We start from the raw sequence: 18,270 nt of genomic DNA on the forward strand, positions 1-18,270 counted from the left end.
CACTTCTAACAGATTTTTAACTACATTCTTTTTTAAACCATCTATTTAGGTATTTTTACAGTTAGTAAATTACAATTATGCAGTTTAAACATCCTGAGATTTTATATTTCTTAGCTTTTTTACTCATTCCTATTTTGGTACACTTGTTCCAACTACAGCGATTTGTAAAAGTTCCGTTTACCAATGTAGCTTTTTTACAAAAGTTAGTGTTACAAACACGTAAAAGTTCTCGTATAAAAAAATGGCTGATTTTAGCTACTCGTTTACTGCTACTCACTGCCCTTATTTTTGCTTTTGCTCAGCCATATTTTAGTAACCACAAAGCAAATGAAGAACAACATTTCTTTATGTATCTTGATAATTCTTTAAGTACTAGCGCTGTTGGAGAAAAAGGTAATTTACTGCAAATTGCTACTCAAGAAATTATTGAAAACTCAACAGAAAAAACTAAGTATTCTTTACTTACAAACGATCATTTTTATGCTAATAAAACAGCTTCTGAACTAAAAGAAGAGCTGTTAAAAACAACTAATACTGCTAAAAGTAGAGACCTTGCTGATGTTTTTTTAAAAATGACTAGTGAGCATAAGTCTATAACTTCTTCTTCCAAAAACATTGTGATTTCTGATTTTCAAAACATTAAAAAAGAGGAAATTGACAACGCTCCTGAAAATACTTCTTTTGTAAAGTTAGTACCTGAACAAAAAAGCAACATTTCTATTGATAGTGTTTTTGTAGATGATAATGGAGGTTCTAATTTCAACGTACATATTGTTGTTAGAAATCAAGGAAATGCTAAAAATGACATTCCTATTGCCATTTACAATAATGACAAGTTATTGAATAAACAAACCTTTAGTATTGAGGAAAACAAGACTACGGAAGTTACTTTTTCTGTTGTAAAAACTCCAATGTTTTTAGGTAGAATTGCTATTAATTTTAACGACACTTATGGGTTTGATAATTCGTTTTATTTTACCATTAATGCTAACGAAAAAATTAATGTATTAGCAATTGGAGAATCAAATAACTTCTTACAACGGATTTATACCAAAGAAGAATTTAACTTTACTTCTTCTACGCTACAAAATGCCAACTATAATTTGATAGATAAGCAACATCTTATTGTATTAAATGAGTTGGAAAGTATTCCTGAAACACTTCTGAATAGTTTAGAAAATTATACTAAAAAAGGTGGAAATCTTGTTATAATTCCCAATAAAGAGTCAGTACTTTCTTCTTATAACAACTTTTTCAGTAAGCTAAATACAGGAAGATTACTTTCTAAAAAGAATGATAGTTTAAAGGTTACTTCGATTAATTATAATCATCCTCTTTTAAAAAATGTTTTCGAAAAGAAGGTAGCTAACTTCCAATATCCGTTTGTGAAAACTTCTTTTAATTCTGAATTTAAGAATGCTAGTAACATTATTTCTTTTGAAAACAAACAAGGCTTTATTAAACAGATTAATCTACCAAATGCTTCTATGTATTGGCTAGCAGCTCCTCTACTAAAAGACAATAGTAATTTTACCAACTCTCCTTTAATTGTACCTGTTTTTTATAACATCGGAAAACAAAGTTTACAACTTTCTGAATTGTATTATACCATAGACAAACAAAATACTATTGATATTGATAAACAGCTAGGTAAAGATGAAGTTTTAAGTATTGTTTGTAGCAAAGGTTCTTTTATTCCTTTGCAACAAACTTTTCAAAATAAAACACGTATTACAACTAAAGATCAACCTTTAGTTGCCGGCTTTTATCAAATACAACAAGGAAATAATGTGCTTAGAAATGTTGCTTTTAATTATAACAAAAGTGAAAGTGCCTTAGATTTTTTAATATTTTCTGAAGCTAATGATATGACTATATCCACTTCAGTTAAAAACACCTTGGAAAATATTAATGATGAAAACAAAATTCAATGGCTTTGGAAATGGTTTTTGGGCTTAGCTATTGTATCTTTGCTTTTAGAAATTTTGATTTTAAAATTCTTTAAACCATGACAACGCTGCTTAAATCGGCAACAATAATAGATGCTTCTAGTCCTTACCACCAACAAACTAAAGATATTTTAATTACCGACGGTATTATTACCAAAATTGACAACAACATTGCTAGTGAAGAAAATTATCAAGTTGTAGAGCTTGATAACCTTCATGTATCTCCAGGTTGGTTTGATACGAGTGTTTCTTTTGGAGAACCGGGTTATGAAGAGCGAGAAACCTTGCAACATGGTGTACAAGTAGCGGCTAAAAGTGGTTTTACACATGTAGCTATCAATCCAAACACTCACCCTATAGTTGATAATAAATCAGCCATAGAGTTTTTAATTAATAAAGTAAACGGAGCTGCAACTAGCATTCATCCTATTGGAGCCTTAACACAGCAAAGTAAAGGTGTTGAAATGTCTGAAATGTACGACATGCAACAATCAGGTGCTATTGCTTTTGGTGATTATAACAAACCCGTTAGCAATGATAATTTGTTAAAGATAGCATTGTTATATGCTCAAAATTTTGACGGATTGGTACTAAGCTTTCCTAAAAACAATTTAATTGCTGGTGAAGGTGTTGCTAACGAAGGTAAAAATAGTACGCTTTTAGGATTGAAAGGAATTCCTGCACTTGCAGAAGAAATTCAAATTTCTCGCGATTTATTTTTGTTAGAATATACAGGAGGTAAATTACACATTCCTACTATCTCAACTGCTAAGTCTGTTCAACTTATAAAAGAAGCAAAAGAAAAAGGCTTAGATGTAACGTGTAGTGTTGCTGTACATAATTTAGTTTTGACAGATGACGAACTACATGGCTTTGAAGCTAATAAAAAAGTAAATCCTCCCCTACGTACAGAAGAAGATAAAAAAGCTCTAATACAAGGTTTAAAAGAAGGAGTTATTGATATAATTACATCAGACCATAATCCTATAGACATTGAACATAAAAAAGTAGAGTTTTCTACTGCAAAAGACGGTACTATTGGTTTAGAAAGTGCTTTTGGAGCGCTAAATACTGTATTAGATTTAGAAACTATCATCAACTGTTTATCTAACAATCCTAGAAAACGTTTTAATGTTGAATTAGCTTCCATAAAAGAAGATGAAAAAGCTAGTTTGTCTGTTTTTAACCCTGATGGAGCATATACTTTCTCAGAGCAAAATATTGTTTCTACCTCAAAAAACAGTATCTTTCTAGGGAAAAAACTAGAAGGAAAAGTTTATGGTATTTACAATAATAGTCAACTAATTTTAAACTCATAGAATCATGGAAAATCTAACAGTAAACGAAGGAAAAACTGAAGCAATTATTAGCCACTTCACAATTATAGGACTTATCATAGCTTTCGTTTTAAACATGAACAAAAAAAATGCTTTTGCTCGTTTTTACATTAGGCAAATGCTAGGGCTAAATATATTGTATATGGTGAATATGTGGATTGTTTATAAATATTTAGGAAATACAATAGGTTGGGCTGTAGGAGTACTATTATTTGTACTTTGGTTAATTAGCCTTTTAGCAGTTTTAAAAGGAGAAAAAAAGCTTGTACCAGTTGTTGGAGAGCAATTTCAAAACCTATTTAAAGGAATTTAATACATGAGTTTACAACATATTGTAAGAGAGCCTAAAACCTCTAACGCTAACCCTCCTTTATTAATTTTATTACACGGATATGGTAGCAACGAACAAGATTTATTTTCATTTGCAGAAGAATTACCAGACGATTTATTAATTGTAAGTGCTAGAGCTCCTCACGATATAAGTTATGGTGGTTATGCATGGTACGCTATAAATTTTGATTCAGTTAACGGTAAATTTTCTGATTTAAAACAAGCAGCTGAATCAGTTGATAAGATTGCTTCTTTTATAGACGAAATCAAACAGAAATACAATACCAACCCTGATAAAACATTTTTATTAGGATTTAGCCAAGGAGCTATTTTAAGTTATGCGCTAAGTTTTAAATACCCTAACAAAGTACAACATGTAGTTGCTTTAAGCGGCTATATTAACGAAGAGTTATTACCTACTGAAATAGACAACTCTATTACAACAGATTATTATATTTCTCACGGAACTGTAGATCAAGTTCTTCCTATAGATTGGGCACGTAAAGCTCCTATTATACTGAAAGACTTAAAGTTAAAAAATGAATATTCAGAATACCCCGTAGGTCACGGAGTAGCTCCTCAAAACTTCTATAGTTTTAAAAACTGGATCGTGGAAAGACTATAAATTTTAACAGTTAAATTGATTAAAATTAAATATTTTTGCAATCTAAAAAAATAGCATGAGCAACATATTCAATCAAGATATATTATACTACTGGAGTGCTCCTTTCTTTATTTCAGTAATTTTAATTGAAATGTACTTTAGTTATAGAGCTAAAGCTAAAAACTATGATTTTAAAGACACAGCTACTAATGTTTACTTTGCTTTAGTTAACTTTAGCTTAGATTTACTAATGAAGGTTGTTTCTTTTGCCATTATGGGGTTTTGTTACCAATACAGAATTATCGACTGGGAAGGTAACATGTCATGGGCATATTGGTTATTAGCTTTTATTGGTCAAGACTTTTTGTACTACATACACCATTATGTAGATCATCATTCACGATTTTTCTGGGCTGTACACGTAACACATCACAACTCTGAATTTTACAACATTTCAACTGGTTTTAGATCTCCAGTTTTACAGCCTTTGTTTAGGTATATGTTCTTTTTACCGTTAGCTTTTCTAGGTGTTATGCCACTACACATTATGTTTGCATACGCCATGAATCAAAACTACGGAACCTTATGCCACACCAATTTTATTAAAAGTAAATTAGGTTGGTGGGGTTATATTTTCGTTACTCCATCGCACCATAGAGTGCATCATGCTTCCAACACGAAGTATTTAGACAAAAATATGGGTATGGTGTTAATTATTTGGGATCGTATTTTTGGAACTTTTCAAGCTGAAGAGGATGAAACTGAATATGAAAAATTACGTTATGGTTTGACCAAACCATTAGAAGACAAGGGACCTATTAACATTATCTTCCATGAATGGAAAGAAATTTTTAACGACTTCTTTAAACGAAAAAAGAATTTACCTTTTACAACACGACTAAAATACGTGTTTATGCCTCCAGGATGGAGTCATGATGGTAGCACTAAAACAAGTAGAGAATTACAAAAAGAACTTGCCTCCGCTACAGAAGTAATAAAACCTACAGAAGAATTTAGGGTAAGTCCACAAAAAATAAAAGTCGAGTAAATACTCGACTTTTTTCTTTTATTAAATAGATATACTATTATTTTAATATCTGATTTGCGTGTTCCTTTGTTTTTACTTTCGTAATTACATCTTCAATTACTCCTTTCTCATCAATTACAAAAGTAGTACGGTGAATTCCATCATATTCTCTTCCCATAAACTTTTTAGGTCCCCAAACACCAAAAGCGTTGATTACATCTTTACTTTCGTCTGCTAATAAAGGAAAAGGTAATTCATTTTTATTGATAAAGTTTTGCTGACGTCTTGCTGAGTCTGCACTCACCCCTAAAACATCATAGCCTTTTGCTAAAAACGTTTTGTAATTATCACGTAAGTCACAAGCTTCTGCTGTACAACCAGGTGTACTTGCTTTCGGGTAAAAGAACAATACTAATTTTTTTCCCGCATAATCAGAAAGTTTTACAGCATTTCCTTTTTCGTCTACCGATTCAAAATTTGGTGCCTTATCTCCTATTTTTAATGTTGTCATATTGTTTTGCTTCAAAGTTATTACGTCAAAGTTACAAAGTTGATTTTGATTATCCATAAAACATACGAAGCTTCTTTGTACCTTTGATATTTTCAAATTTTATAAAAGCAATGACGAAAGCAGAAAAAGTCCAGTTTGTTATAGATACTTTAGAAGAATTATATCCTGAAACTCCCATCCCTTTAGACCATAAAGACCCATACACCTTGTTGATTGCTGTATTGATGTCTGCTCAAAGCACCGATGCACGTGTAAACACCATTACTCCTTTATTATTTGAAAGAGCTGATAATCCGTACGACATGGTAAAGCTTACTGTTGATGAAATTAGAGAAATTATCAAACCAGTTGGCTTGTCTCCTATGAAATCAAAAGGAATCCACGGTTTATCAAAAATTTTAATTGAAAAACATAATGGTGAAGTTCCTGTTGATATGGATGCCTTGGAGGAATTACCAGCAGTAGGGCATAAAACTGCTAGTGTGGTAATGTCGCAAGCTTTTGATATTCCTGCTTTTCCTGTAGATACCCATATTCATAGATTAATGTATCGTTGGAATTTATCTAACGGAAAAAGTGTTGCACAAACTGAAAAAGATGCAAAACGTTTATTCCCTAAAGAATTATGGAATAAATTACACTTACAAATTATTTATTATGGACGTGAATATTCTCCTGCTCGAGGTTGGAAGCTAGAAAATGATATTATCACTAAGACAGTTGGAAGAAAATCGGTAATAGACGATTATAATAAAAAGAAAGCATAAAAAAAGCCCCAACCTTGTTGAAGCTTTTCCCACTCTTAATTCAAATTCAATTCAATGAGATAGTTTGATTTTGTTTTAACTACTGTTAGCGATTTGGAAAAATTAATCAAATATTGAACTGTTTCTTGTTTAGGTTCCATTTTAAAGTCAGGAGACTTCTTAGAGTAAACTTGCATCATATATTCCCTTATTAATACTTATTATCAATGATTTAACGATGCTTTTTTTTAAATATTGTTTAACTAACTAAGATAATTTTATTTTTTTCAATTATTTTTCTCAAATTAATTAAAGCATAACGCATCCTACCAAGTGCTGTATTTATACTAACGCCAGTATTCTCTGATATTTCATTGAAACTCATATCGTTATAAATACGCATTTTTAAAACCTCTTTTTGTTCTTCGGGCAACTCTTCAACTAATTCTTTAACATCATTTAATATTTGTTCTTTTATTATTTTTCCTTCTGCATTCAAAGTTCCATCACTTAATACCGAAAAAATATCAAACTCTTCTGTATTATTAAACGTAGGCATGCGATTGTTTTTTCTAAAAAAATCAATAATTAAATTATGAGCAATACGCATTACCCATGGTAAAAATTTACCTTCTTCGTTATAATTTCCTTTTTTTAGCGTTCTTATAACCTTTATAAAGGTGTCTTGAAAAATATCTTCTGTAGTATCTCTATTTTGTACTTTACTATAAATAAAGCTATAAAGACGTTGCTGGTGGCGTTTAATCAATAATTCTATGGCGTATTCATTACCATTTATATAGTTCTTTACTAATACACTATCATCTACAATGTGCTGCATAATAATTACTTTTTTTAAAGAGCAACTAACTAGTACTCTTTTTGTTAGGGGATATTAAGTTATAAAAGTAATTATTTTACTATAAGCTATTATTTATTGATTAATAATGAGTTACAAATATTAAATTTTTTATTAATAAATACAAAAAAAACTATAAAAAAAGAGAAAAACACTATCGTTTTTTCAATAAAACCACTTGAAATTGGTATTTCTTATTACTTATCTTTTTCGATTATATTAAGTATATAAAGACTGATATTTCAACTGTTAACCCAAAAGGAAACATTCATTATATTTTCCATCCTCATCTGTTATATCCTTTAAAAGAATAGAATTAAAAGTCATTTTATACCGTCTTAAAATCTATAGAGTCCCCATTTAAAAAACAAATTATACATACTCAAATACCTTACGTTTATAACCAAATATTAGTATGGTCAAGCCCTTCATTTAAATACATAGCTTTTCTCCCTATAGTTTTGTAATTATAAAATCAATATTAACCCCCGAAAAATTTAAAACTATGTGTACAAGAATATTTAACAATTTTAGTGCAGAAAACAATTATCTAACTACAGCAAGAAATATGGATTGGGCTACCCAAATGCCTACCACTATTTTTGCTTTTAGAGTTACTCCTCAAAACCCAATGCTTAAATGCGGAACAGAAATTGAAAATGAACATTCGTTAATATGGGAAGCACAATATAGCAGTATTGTAACTATGGTGGGTACCAAAGCTCCTTTTGGCGCATCTGATGGTATCAACTCTCAAGGACTCGTCGCTAATCTATTATACGACAGTGGTGCTTCTTACAATAGAGAAGATGGTAGCTCTTGTAAAAATTTAGATGTTTTAAGGTGGGTACAATTTGTATTGGATACTTGTTGCTCAGTTTCTGAAGTGGTTGTAAAATTTAGTAAAGAAGCTGAAACTCAAATTCAGTTAATTGGAGGAAAAGTTCCTGGTTCTAATAAAAAAGCTTCTTTACATCTTGCTGTTTCTGACCTTCATGGTAAATCTGCCATTATTGAAGTTCATAATGGAAATTACATCATTTATGAAGATCCTGAATTTAGAGTAATGACTAACGAACCTTCTTATGCCAAACAAATTGAACTAAATCAGTTTTGGCGTTGGCAGTGGAATGATAAAAATAACTTTCCTAGTAATACTTTACCAGGCGGTCCCTTTCCTTCTGATAGATTTGCCAGAGCTTCTTATTATCTAAATCATTTATATGACACTACTAGTAATTCTGATTCTTTAACTCAATCAAAATCAGTTGTTATGAATGCTTCTGTACCTGTTAATTTCAAATCAACTTTAGAAAAATATCCAAACATCGCACAAACTTTATGGACAAGCGTTGCTTCTCACAACAACCTTACCTACTATTTTTGTAATGCTAGAACCATGGGAGAAATTTATATGGATTTGAATAAGATGAATGATTTCCCTAGTGCTGTTTCTAAACTTATTGTGGTTTCTGAAAACGATGAACATGAATTTATAAACCATGAACTATACGGATATCAAAACGAAAATTTCACAAAAACTGTTGATCCATTTGCTATGACAGCTGTACTAGCGGATAAATAAACTCTTTTAAAGCTTTATATTAAACAGTTGTAATTTTTACAACTGTTTTTGTAACAGTAAAAACATTTAATTGAATTTATTTTTGGTAGAAGCTCTTCCTTATTCAAACAAACTCACTTTCTGCTTATACCCTTTTTCAATTACTTAAATTAAATATTTAAAAGAACTCTTTCTTAAATACACATAGGTGCTAATTATTTTTGAGTTTTAATCCTTAAACTACAATATCTATGAAAACTGACATTCAAGAAGAAATTAATACACTACTTAGAGAAAACATTGACAACTTTTTAAAAGAAATCCAAAAGTCGTTACCTTCAAATGTAACAATATCTACAAATTGGGGGAGTCTAGATAATGTTTACGAACATTATAAAAATAGCCATATTTTCAATAGAAGATTGCAATTCAATCCCTTTATAATTGTTTATTGCGAAAGCCCTGAAGACGTACAAAATACATTCAAAGCTGTAAATAACAACAAGCTCCCTTTCAAAGTCAGAGCTGGAGGTCATGATCACGAAGGCGAATGTACTGGAACTAATATTGTGTTAATAGATGTTTCTAAAATGAACTATCCCGAACATGATAATGAAAAAGTTTATATTAAAAATATTGACGGAGAAAAAATCGCACATATTCGTCCAGGTATTCGTTTTAAAGACCTAACTTCAAGACTCGCTGACCAAGACGTTATGATTCCCCACGGTACTTGTGCTACTGTGGGTATTGCTGGCTTCACCATGGGTGGTGGCTGGGGACCATGGACTCGTAAATATGGCATGTGCTGTGAACGTTTAGTCGGCGCTACCATTTTGTTAGGAAACGGAGAGTTTGCAGAACTCAATGAAAAAAATGGTGAGATTCCTGATTTACTTTGGGCATTAAGAGGTGGTGGAGGCATGAGTTACGGAATTGTAACCGAACTTAGAATTAAAACTTTTGAACTACCTAAAATATTACATCGCTTCAACGTCGTTTGGAATCCGTATTCCGATTTAAATCCAGATAAAGTTGAAGAAAATATTCCTACTATTGAAGTGCTAAAAAAATGGGAGGAAATTATTCAACCTAACAACTCACCTCAACTTATTGGAACCAACTTAAAAGTGAGTGCAAGGTCGTGGGATGAAAACACACCTATTCCTTATAAAACTATCTATCTTAATTGCCAATTTAATGGGTATTGGGAAGGAGATGAAATAAGCTTAAGGGAGTTTATAAAAGATAACTTTAAAGGTGTACTTGCTGTTACAGATAATATGTTAACTATTGAACCTGCCACAGGTGCAGATTTTGAACATAAAAGCAACTACGGTGAACACCTAATGAGTTCATGGGACAGGGAGTCTTTTAATGAAATTAAATTATCCATGCTCCCTCCTGAGTTATTAATGGGGACACCGCTACAACCAGATCTAGATCTACCTGCACCACATAAAATAACTTCAAGACTTGTTGATAAAAAAGGTTTAGGAGAAGAAGGGCATCAAAAACTAATTGAAAGCTTGTGCTCTCCTCTATTAAATGAGCATAACAGAAAAAATACTATTACATCTTATATTACCTTAGGAGCTATTACAGGTGAATTTTACAAAAAACACCCTGAGACCAATAGTGCTTTTCCTTACAATGACAAACAATATACCATACAATACCAATGTTGGTGGGAAGCTTTAGATGCAAATATGGATCCAGCAATTAAAAAGTATATTGAAGAAAAAATAAAAAACTTCCAAGACAATACTTTATATGATTACACCAATAGAGCGCTAGATTGGATTGAAGTATGTAGAGATTTTGATATCCCAAATACCTCTGGCGCATTTATAAGCTTTAAGGATAGTTCTATTCCTACTAAAACATATTTTGCCCAAAACTACAATGAACTTATTAGGATTAAAGAACAATACTCGAAAGATCCTTATAATCATTTCAGAACAAGAAAAACAATAATATAAATCTACTTCTCCCCTTCTTAATGAAGGGGATTTTTTTACTATTTTCGAAAAAACAACAAATAGATACCTTATTTTCTAAACATTATATATTTAATCTAAGTTTTGTAAAAGAAAAGTCCTTGATATTTACATTGAGGTTATAATGTAGAGTTAATAGAAAACCGTACTTTTATAGTTTATTTTTTCGAGTATATGAAGACTGATATTTCAACTGTTAATCCAAAAGAAAATATTATAATAAAAGGAGCTAAACTGCACAATTTGAAAAACATTGATGTAGTTATTCCTCGTAATAAATTAGTAGTTATTACTGGACTTTCTGGTTCAGGTAAATCTTCTCTAGCTTTTGATACTTTGTATGCTGAAGGACAACGCCGTTATGTAGAAAGTTTAAGTTCGTATGCTCGTCAGTTTTTAGGAAAACTACACAAACCAAAAGTTGATTACATTAAAGGAATTGCTCCTGCCATTGCTATTGAGCAAAAAGTTAACGCTACTAATCCACGTTCAACAGTTGGTACATCTACAGAGATATACGATTATATTAAATTATTATTTGCTCGTATTGGTAAAACCTTCTCTCCTATTTCGGGTAATGAAGTAAAAAAACATACAGTTTCTGATGTTATCAATCATGTAAAAAATTTTGAGGAACGTTCAAAGTTATTATTACTTGCTCCTATACATATTAATAAAGACAGAGATATAAAAACTGTTTTACAAGTACTAACACAGCAAGGATATGCTCGTTTAAAATATCAAGATACCGTATACAGAATTGATGAGTTTCCTGTAAAAGATTTTAAGGGAAATGAATTACAATTAGTTGTTGATAGAATTGTTGTAAAAGACGAAGAAGACTTTTACAACCGTTTGGGAGATGCTGTACAAACGGCTTTTTTTGAGGGAAAAGGTATTTGCTATATCGAAAACCTATCAGATAATAGTACTGTTGAATTCAGTAATAAATTTGAATTAGACGGAATTTCATTCTTAGAGCCTAACACTCATTTATTTAGTTTTAATAACCCATACGGAGCTTGTCCAACCTGTGAAGGTTACGGAGATGTAATTGGTATTGATGAAGATTTAGTAATTCCTAACACAGGATTATCTATCTACGAAGATGCTATTTTCCCTTTTAAAACAGATAGTTACAAAAAATATAAAAATGATTTAATTCTAAATGCTTCAGCATTCGGGATTTCTATTCATAAACCATGGTTTGAACTTACTGATGAACAAAAAGACTTGGTTTGGAATGGAACAAAAAAATTTAAAGGGATTAATCATTTATTCAAAAAATTAGAAGAGAAAAGTTACAAAATTCAAAACCGTGTAATGCTTTCTCGTTACCGCGGAAAAACAAAATGTACTGAATGTAACGGAAAACGTTTACGCAAAGAAGCCAACTACGTTCAGGTATACGGTAAAACTATTGATGAATTAGTAACCCTACCTCTAGATGAATTAGCGGTATTCTTCAATAATATTGAATTAAACAAATACGAAGAAAAAATTGGTAAACGTTTACTTACCGAAATTAACAACCGTCTCCAGTTTTTAACAAATGTTGGTTTAAGCTATCTAACATTAAACAGAACATCTAATACGTTATCTGGTGGAGAAAGTCAACGAATTAATTTAGCTACTTCGCTAGGAAGTTCATTAGTAGGCTCTATGTATATTTTAGATGAACCAAGTATTGGATTACACCCAAAGGACACGGAAAGGCTCATTGGCGTGTTAAAAAACCTACGTGATTTAGGTAACACCGTAATTGTAGTTGAGCATGATGAAGACATTATGAAAGAGGCCGATTATATTATTGATATTGGCCCAGAAGCAGGGACTTATGGTGGAAATGTTGTTGCCGAAGGAACTTTTAAAGATATTCTACAATCCGAATCGCTTACAGCTAAATATTTATCAGAAGAGTTAAAAATTGAGATTCCTACAAGTAGAAGAACATCAAAAAATTCTATTGATATTATTGGGGCTCGTGAAAATAACTTAAAGAACATTGATGTTTCTTTTCCGCTTAACAACTTAACCGTTATTACTGGAGTTTCTGGTAGTGGTAAAAGTACCTTAGTTAAAAAAATCCTATATCCTGCTATGCAGAAGAAACTGGTTGGATATGGTGAAAAATTAGGACAACACACGGATGTCACTGGGAGTTTTGATTTGTTAAAACATGTAGAGTTTATCGATCAAAATCCTATTGGCCGTTCTTCACGCTCTAACCCTGTAACGTATATAAAAGCCTATGATGATATTCGCAAGCTACTTTCGTCTCAAAAACTATCTAAAATAAGAAATTACCAACCTAAACATTTTTCTTTTAATGTAGATGGTGGTCGTTGTGAAGTTTGTAAAGGTGAAGGAGAAGTTACTATAGAAATGCAATTTATGGCTGATGTACATTTAGAGTGTGAAACCTGTGGTGGTAAACGCTTTAAAAAAGAAGTACTAGAAGTAACTTTTGAAGGAAAATCGATTGATGATATTTTAAACATGACTATTGATGATGCCGTTGCTTTTTTTACAGAACACAAACAAACCAAAATAGCTAAAAAATTAAAACCTTTACAAGATGTTGGATTAGGGTATGTACAATTAGGCCAGTCATCTTCTACCCTTTCTGGTGGTGAAGCACAGCGTATAAAACTAGCTTCGTTTTTAGTAAAAGGAAATACCAAAGACAAAGCTTTGTTTATTTTTGATGAACCAACTACTGGATTACACTTTCATGATATTAAAAAATTATTAGCTTCTTTTAATGCGCTAATTGAGCGAGGACACTCAATTATTGTTATTGAACACAATATTGAATTGATTAAATGCGCTGATTATATTATTGATCTTGGTTTAGAGGGTGGAAAAAAAGGTGGAAACTTAATCTTTGCAGGCACCCCTGAAGAATTAGCTAAAAATAAAGAATCATACACCTCTAAGTATTTGGCTGAAAAACTCATTAACTAAACCTTTTTTTAACTAGAAAAGCCACCCAACCTTTCGGTTAGATAGCTTTTCACAACAAAAATTAACAAAATTTAATAAATAAATCTTTACTTTAATAAGCTATATACAAACTCAGGATAACCTCTTTCTCCTGCATCATTTGTTAATGCTAAAAACTTTAACTTATATAAATTTCCATCAGTATCTTCTATTACATAAAAAACATTATCTTTACGAGAAGGTAAAGAACTAGGACCTCCTCCTGCTCTCCAACTACTACCGATAGCTGTTTGAGTATTACCAAAATTTTCTACTTTTACATCTGTTAAGGTAAAATCATTATATGTATAACTTTCTTCTTCTGTATCTATCATATATCCTTTAACATTTGATTTTATATTATTTACTACAAAATCTGGAAATACATACGGACCATATCCAGGTAATAAGTTTGTAAAAATTGTAAAGTTTAAGTCCCAGTTTTCTTTCATTGGCTCAACATTAACTTTAGCTTCTGTATTAAAGCTAAAGAATGTAAAGTGATACCCTTCTGTTTTTGTTATTACAATTTCTTTATGCGTAGTAGCATCTAAATCTGCATACTGTAAAACATAAGCATCTCCTTCTTTTAAAACTCTAATTTTTTTCCAACCTCTTTCATCTCCATTTGCAGAGTAGCTACCTGTAGCTGGTTTATCTGTTGCTACTTCATAACCAAGGTTTACTAAATATACTTTATTATTAGCCTCTGTTACTTCAATTTCAGCAATTGCCGTTTTTGTTATATCTCCACTAGGATGATCAACAAAAGGAGCACTTTCATCAGTATATGTATTCGTTCTTACTAAAGGCTGTAAATCTTTTACTTCTTGGGTTGAAGAGCTAACAGCATCTATATCTGTTGTAGATAATTTAGCAGCCGCCATAGATATTGAACCATTAATAACAACTCTAAACTCACTTCCAGAATAAAATCCTAAATCCCAAGAGTCTCTCTTTATCTCTGTTGTTGTATTCGTACTTAAGTCAATATATACTTGATTTGGTTGATTAGGCCCACCTACTCCTGGACTTACTTCTGCTCCTTCTATTACCACTTTTATTGGTTCAGATGGTAAATCATTATCACTTCCACAACTAATGAAAGAGTACATAGTTGTTAATAATATGAGTGTGAAAAATTTGTTTTTCATTGTTATTAATTTTAAAATTTAATATTATATAATAGTTTTAAATAGTATGAACGACCATAGCCTAACAATAGAGAATTATTGTTTGTTGAATGTGCGCCTGTTGTAGCTGCGTTACTTACATTAACACTGGTAACATCAAATAAATTTCTGGCTCCTATTGTAGCTTGTAGTTTTTTGTTTAAAAATGATTTTTGCACAGAAGCATCCAACCAATTATAAGCTTGCGTAGTTGTTTTTGTGAAAGTTGAGTTTTTATTTTCATCTGTACCTGAAGCTATATAATTTTGTTGTTCTCCGTTATGCTTTAATAATAAAGTTATTATTGTATCCCATTTTTTTATTTTATAGCTAGCACTCGTAGTTAATTGAAAGGAATACAAAAAGTCATTTTGTGCATTTATTTCATTGTTAGCTACCTGAGCTATTCCTTGTAAATTAGCTCCTAAATTAAAAGACCAGTTATTTGCTTTTATTGTATTTCTTGAAGAGACCCCCCATAGTTTATAAGCATCAACGTTTATGTATTGATATTGTAGAGGTGACGAATTAACAATTGCTAAATCTATTTTATCTTCCAGATTTAAATAGTCTATTTTTAAACTATTTAACAATGCTATATTAGAATCGTCAAACCAACTTCTTTTCTTTAAATTAATGGAAGCAGAATATCCACTTTCTGGATTTAAATTTTCATTTCCTCTTACGTCATGATTAGAGTCAACAAAATAATAATATAGTTCTTGAAAACTTGGAGTTCTATACGAAGTACCTATATTACCTCTAAGTTCAAATCCATTTTTAAATAAATAACGAGCACTTAAAGAGCTTTGTAATTTAGAATGAAATAAAGAATTGTATTCATACCTTAAGCCAGGACGAACCATTAAGGCATCTGAAAATTTTACTTCAGAAGAACCAAATAAAGCATAGTTACCCTGAGTACGTGTTTTATCTTGTTGAGTAACCTCACCAGAGGCCTGCGTATCGAATCCTTCTATATAACGAGCTTCATAACCTAACTGAAAATTATGACGATTACTTTTTATAAAGTTTGAAATAGTACCTTTTGAAAAGAAAACATTGCTTGATTGATATACTTTATCTTCCTCATTTGTTTTATTTCCAGATAAAATAAAATAAGTAAACTTATTTAAACGTCGTTTTTGTGTTTGATAAGAAGCTGAGAAGGAATAAGGGCTCCCCGATGCTAAAACCCCATTCAAATTAATATTATTTACAAATCTCTCTGTTTTGAAAACACGATCTAACGCAAACGGATTGCTAGTTTGTGAGTCTACATCAATATTGTCATCAACTTTTGGATTGTAAAAGTTTACATTATCATTGTAATAATTAAATTTATAACTCAAATTAAGTTGATCTTTTTTATAATTCAAAAAACCAGTGGCATTTATCTGCTCTTTCGGCAACCAACTATACCCCCTTAGTAAATCATTCTTATAATAATCTCTTCCTTTTCTATCATCTAAAAAACCTGTAAAATCTGTTCTATTAAAACTCACTCTACCAAACCAGTTTTCAGAAAAATTATGAGCCACATTAACACTCTGTATATGTTTACCCTCATTAAATAAAGCATACTCATTACTTACAGTTTCTTCTTGTATTGCTGCTTGAATGTTCCATTTATTTTGAGATGATTTTTTTGTTATAATATTAATTACTCCCGATACCGAATTAGCTCCGTACTCAACTCCCATCGCTCCTTCAACCAATTCTATACGCTCAACATCATCTAAATTTATTTGAGTTAAATCAATGTTATTTCCAATTCCGTTATCACTAACTAACGGAACGTTATCTATCAAAATATTAAAGTATTGAGAATCTAAACCAAACATTGAAATAGTTGATTTACCTGACTGAGAATTTGGTATAACTGTTAAGTTTAGTTTAAAGTTTAATACATCCGCTAAATTATTAGCTGCTTGACTTTCTATTTGTTTTTTATCTATGATAGTTACATTATATACCGATTTTTTTATCGATTTAGGATTATACTGCCCTGTTACAACAACCTCTTCCAATTTATTATAATGAGTACTATCACGTCTTACCTCTTCTTTTTCTTGAGAAAAGACTTGACATGCTAAAAGCATCAATAAAAAAACCACTTTGTTATTTAGAAACATTCTTAATAATTTTCTGCAAATATATTCTTTATTTTTAACCAATCTAAATAAAAGTTGTATTTTTGTCAAAAAATAAATTCAAACAAAACTCACGATGAAAAAAATATTTTTAGGTGGTTTATTAATACTATCTGCACTTACAATTAACGCTCAAAACAAGAAGAAAAAAGATAGAGCAGCTATAAAAAAAATGTGTGGTTGTTATGAAGTTACTTTCAACTTTGCTGAAACATTTAACTTTAGTAAAGACTCTCTATACAAACCTTCCAAAACAAAAACAGATAAAGCTTTAGAGTGGGCAGGTTTAATTGTTGACGAAAATGATAAAATTTCAATTCAACACTTACTACAGGTAGGAAATCCTGCAAATCCTCATATTGTAAAACATTGGAGACAAGATTGGTTGTACGAAAACACTGATTTTTACATGTTCAATGGAAATAACAATTGGCTTTATAAAAACAAACCAAAATCAGAAGTAAAAAAACAGTGGACACAAAAAGTATATCAAGTAGACGATAGTCCACGATACGAAGGCTCTGGTACTTGGGTACATGTAGACGGAAAAAGTTACTGGGAAAATACTACAGATGCACCCTTACCAAGAAGAGAATATACCAAAAGAAGCGATTATAATGTAACCGAAAGAGGAAATCGTCACGAAATTACAAGCTACGGTTGGTTACACGATCAAGATAACAAAAAAATCATAAGAGAAGAAGGTAAAAAAGATATTGTTATAGCTCATGAAAAAGGGTACAACACCTACGTAAAAGTAGATGATAATAAATGTAAAGCTGCTCAAGACTGGTGGAAAAAAAACAGTGCGAAATGGCAAAAAGTTAGATCTAAATGGGATGAAGTTTATGGAAGAAACACTAACCTCTCTTTAGAAACTAAAGTAAACAATAAACCTTTATACAAGCATTTATTCTCCGAAAAAGTATCTGAAGAACAACAAATAAATGAAACAATAGAATCTTTTGTAAAAAAATAAAAACGTTTCAAAGCATTTTATAGTTATACCTAAACGAAAAATTAAATATTTTAA

General features: G+C 30.9%; 14 protein-coding genes. 10 read left to right on the top strand and 4 right to left on the bottom strand.

Annotated elements, in window-relative coordinates:
- Positions 1-77: 77 nt before the first annotated feature.
- From AC3VJB_RS06695 to AC3VJB_RS06715, 5 genes are read left to right on the top strand one after another with little or no spacing between them, the layout of a single operon-like run.
- Entirely contained in the window at positions 78-2,012 is a 1,935-nt protein-coding gene (locus tag AC3VJB_RS06695) for a BatA domain-containing protein (RefSeq protein WP_497666938.1), read from the top strand.
- Positions 2,009-3,268 (top strand): dihydroorotase, encoded by a 1,260-nt coding sequence (locus AC3VJB_RS06700; protein ID WP_497666939.1) that lies wholly within the window; start codon positions 2,009-2,011, stop codon positions 3,266-3,268. Before AC3VJB_RS06695 ends, AC3VJB_RS06700 begins: the two co-directional genes overlap by 4 nt.
- Positions 3,269-3,272: 4 nt before the next feature.
- Positions 3,273-3,599, top strand: a complete 327-nt coding sequence (locus AC3VJB_RS06705) for a hypothetical protein (RefSeq protein WP_437822694.1) — start codon at positions 3,273-3,275, stop codon at positions 3,597-3,599.
- A 3-nt stretch (positions 3,600-3,602) separates the two neighbouring features.
- Positions 3,603-4,241, top strand: coding sequence for an alpha/beta hydrolase (locus AC3VJB_RS06710; protein ID WP_253679906.1), 639 nt, complete (start codon positions 3,603-3,605; stop codon positions 4,239-4,241).
- A 55-nt stretch (positions 4,242-4,296) separates the two neighbouring features.
- Complete coding sequence (locus tag AC3VJB_RS06715; protein ID WP_047789215.1) at positions 4,297-5,268, top strand: sterol desaturase family protein; 972 nt, start codon at positions 4,297-4,299, stop codon at positions 5,266-5,268.
- Between the two features lie 37 nt (positions 5,269-5,305).
- Here the strand turns inward: AC3VJB_RS06715 and bcp are convergent, their stop codons facing one another.
- On the bottom strand, positions 5,306-5,758 hold the full coding sequence (gene bcp / locus AC3VJB_RS06720) for a thioredoxin-dependent thiol peroxidase (protein WP_497652447.1): 453 nt from the start codon (positions 5,756-5,758) through the stop codon (positions 5,306-5,308).
- A gap of 110 nt (positions 5,759-5,868) precedes the next feature.
- Between bcp and AC3VJB_RS06725 the strand changes: the two genes are divergently transcribed.
- Positions 5,869-6,525 carry an endonuclease III domain-containing protein gene (locus AC3VJB_RS06725; protein ID WP_047789217.1) on the top strand — a complete coding sequence of 219 codons (657 nt, stop codon included), beginning with the start codon at positions 5,869-5,871 and terminating at the stop codon, positions 6,523-6,525.
- 238 nt (positions 6,526-6,763) lie between these two features.
- On the opposite strand, the gene AC3VJB_RS06730 is transcribed toward AC3VJB_RS06725, so the two are convergent.
- Positions 6,764-7,345: an RNA polymerase sigma factor gene (locus AC3VJB_RS06730; RefSeq protein WP_173360714.1), complete on the bottom strand. Its 582-nt coding sequence runs from the start codon at positions 7,343-7,345 to the stop codon at positions 6,764-6,766.
- 523 nt (positions 7,346-7,868) lie between these two features.
- Between AC3VJB_RS06730 and AC3VJB_RS06735 the strand changes: the two genes are divergently transcribed.
- The 3 genes from AC3VJB_RS06735 (at position 7,869) to uvrA (ending at position 13,894) form a co-directional block, all read left to right on the top strand.
- Positions 7,869-8,948 carry a linear amide C-N hydrolase gene (locus tag AC3VJB_RS06735; RefSeq protein ID WP_083574743.1) on the top strand — a complete coding sequence of 360 codons (1,080 nt, stop codon included), beginning with the start codon at positions 7,869-7,871 and terminating at the stop codon, positions 8,946-8,948.
- 230 nt (positions 8,949-9,178) lie between these two features.
- Positions 9,179-10,909: an FAD-binding oxidoreductase gene (locus AC3VJB_RS06740; protein WP_497666940.1), complete on the top strand. Its 1,731-nt coding sequence runs from the start codon at positions 9,179-9,181 to the stop codon at positions 10,907-10,909.
- Between the two features lie 192 nt (positions 10,910-11,101).
- A complete protein-coding gene (gene uvrA, locus AC3VJB_RS06745; RefSeq protein ID WP_437822704.1) occupies positions 11,102-13,894 on the top strand; it encodes an excinuclease ABC subunit UvrA in 2,793 nt (930 codons plus the stop codon).
- 86 nt (positions 13,895-13,980) lie between these two features.
- Here the strand turns inward: uvrA and AC3VJB_RS06750 are convergent, their stop codons facing one another.
- Both AC3VJB_RS06750 and AC3VJB_RS06755 read right to left on the bottom strand, forming a co-directional pair.
- Complete coding sequence (locus AC3VJB_RS06750) at positions 13,981-15,066, bottom strand: HmuY family protein (RefSeq protein ID WP_047789221.1); 1,086 nt, start codon at positions 15,064-15,066, stop codon at positions 13,981-13,983.
- A gap of 11 nt (positions 15,067-15,077) precedes the next feature.
- On the bottom strand, positions 15,078-17,219 hold the full coding sequence (locus AC3VJB_RS06755; RefSeq protein WP_073181189.1) for a TonB-dependent receptor plug domain-containing protein: 2,142 nt from the start codon (positions 17,217-17,219) through the stop codon (positions 15,078-15,080).
- Between the two features lie 94 nt (positions 17,220-17,313).
- Between AC3VJB_RS06755 and AC3VJB_RS06760 the strand changes: the two genes are divergently transcribed.
- The gene (locus AC3VJB_RS06760) at positions 17,314-18,216 is read left to right on the top strand and encodes a DUF6607 family protein (protein WP_047789223.1); all 903 of its coding nucleotides are present in this window, start codon (positions 17,314-17,316) and stop codon (positions 18,214-18,216) included.
- The last annotated feature ends 54 nt before the right edge of the window (positions 18,217-18,270 follow it).

The organism is Tenacibaculum sp. TB-53 (assembly GCF_059716285.2).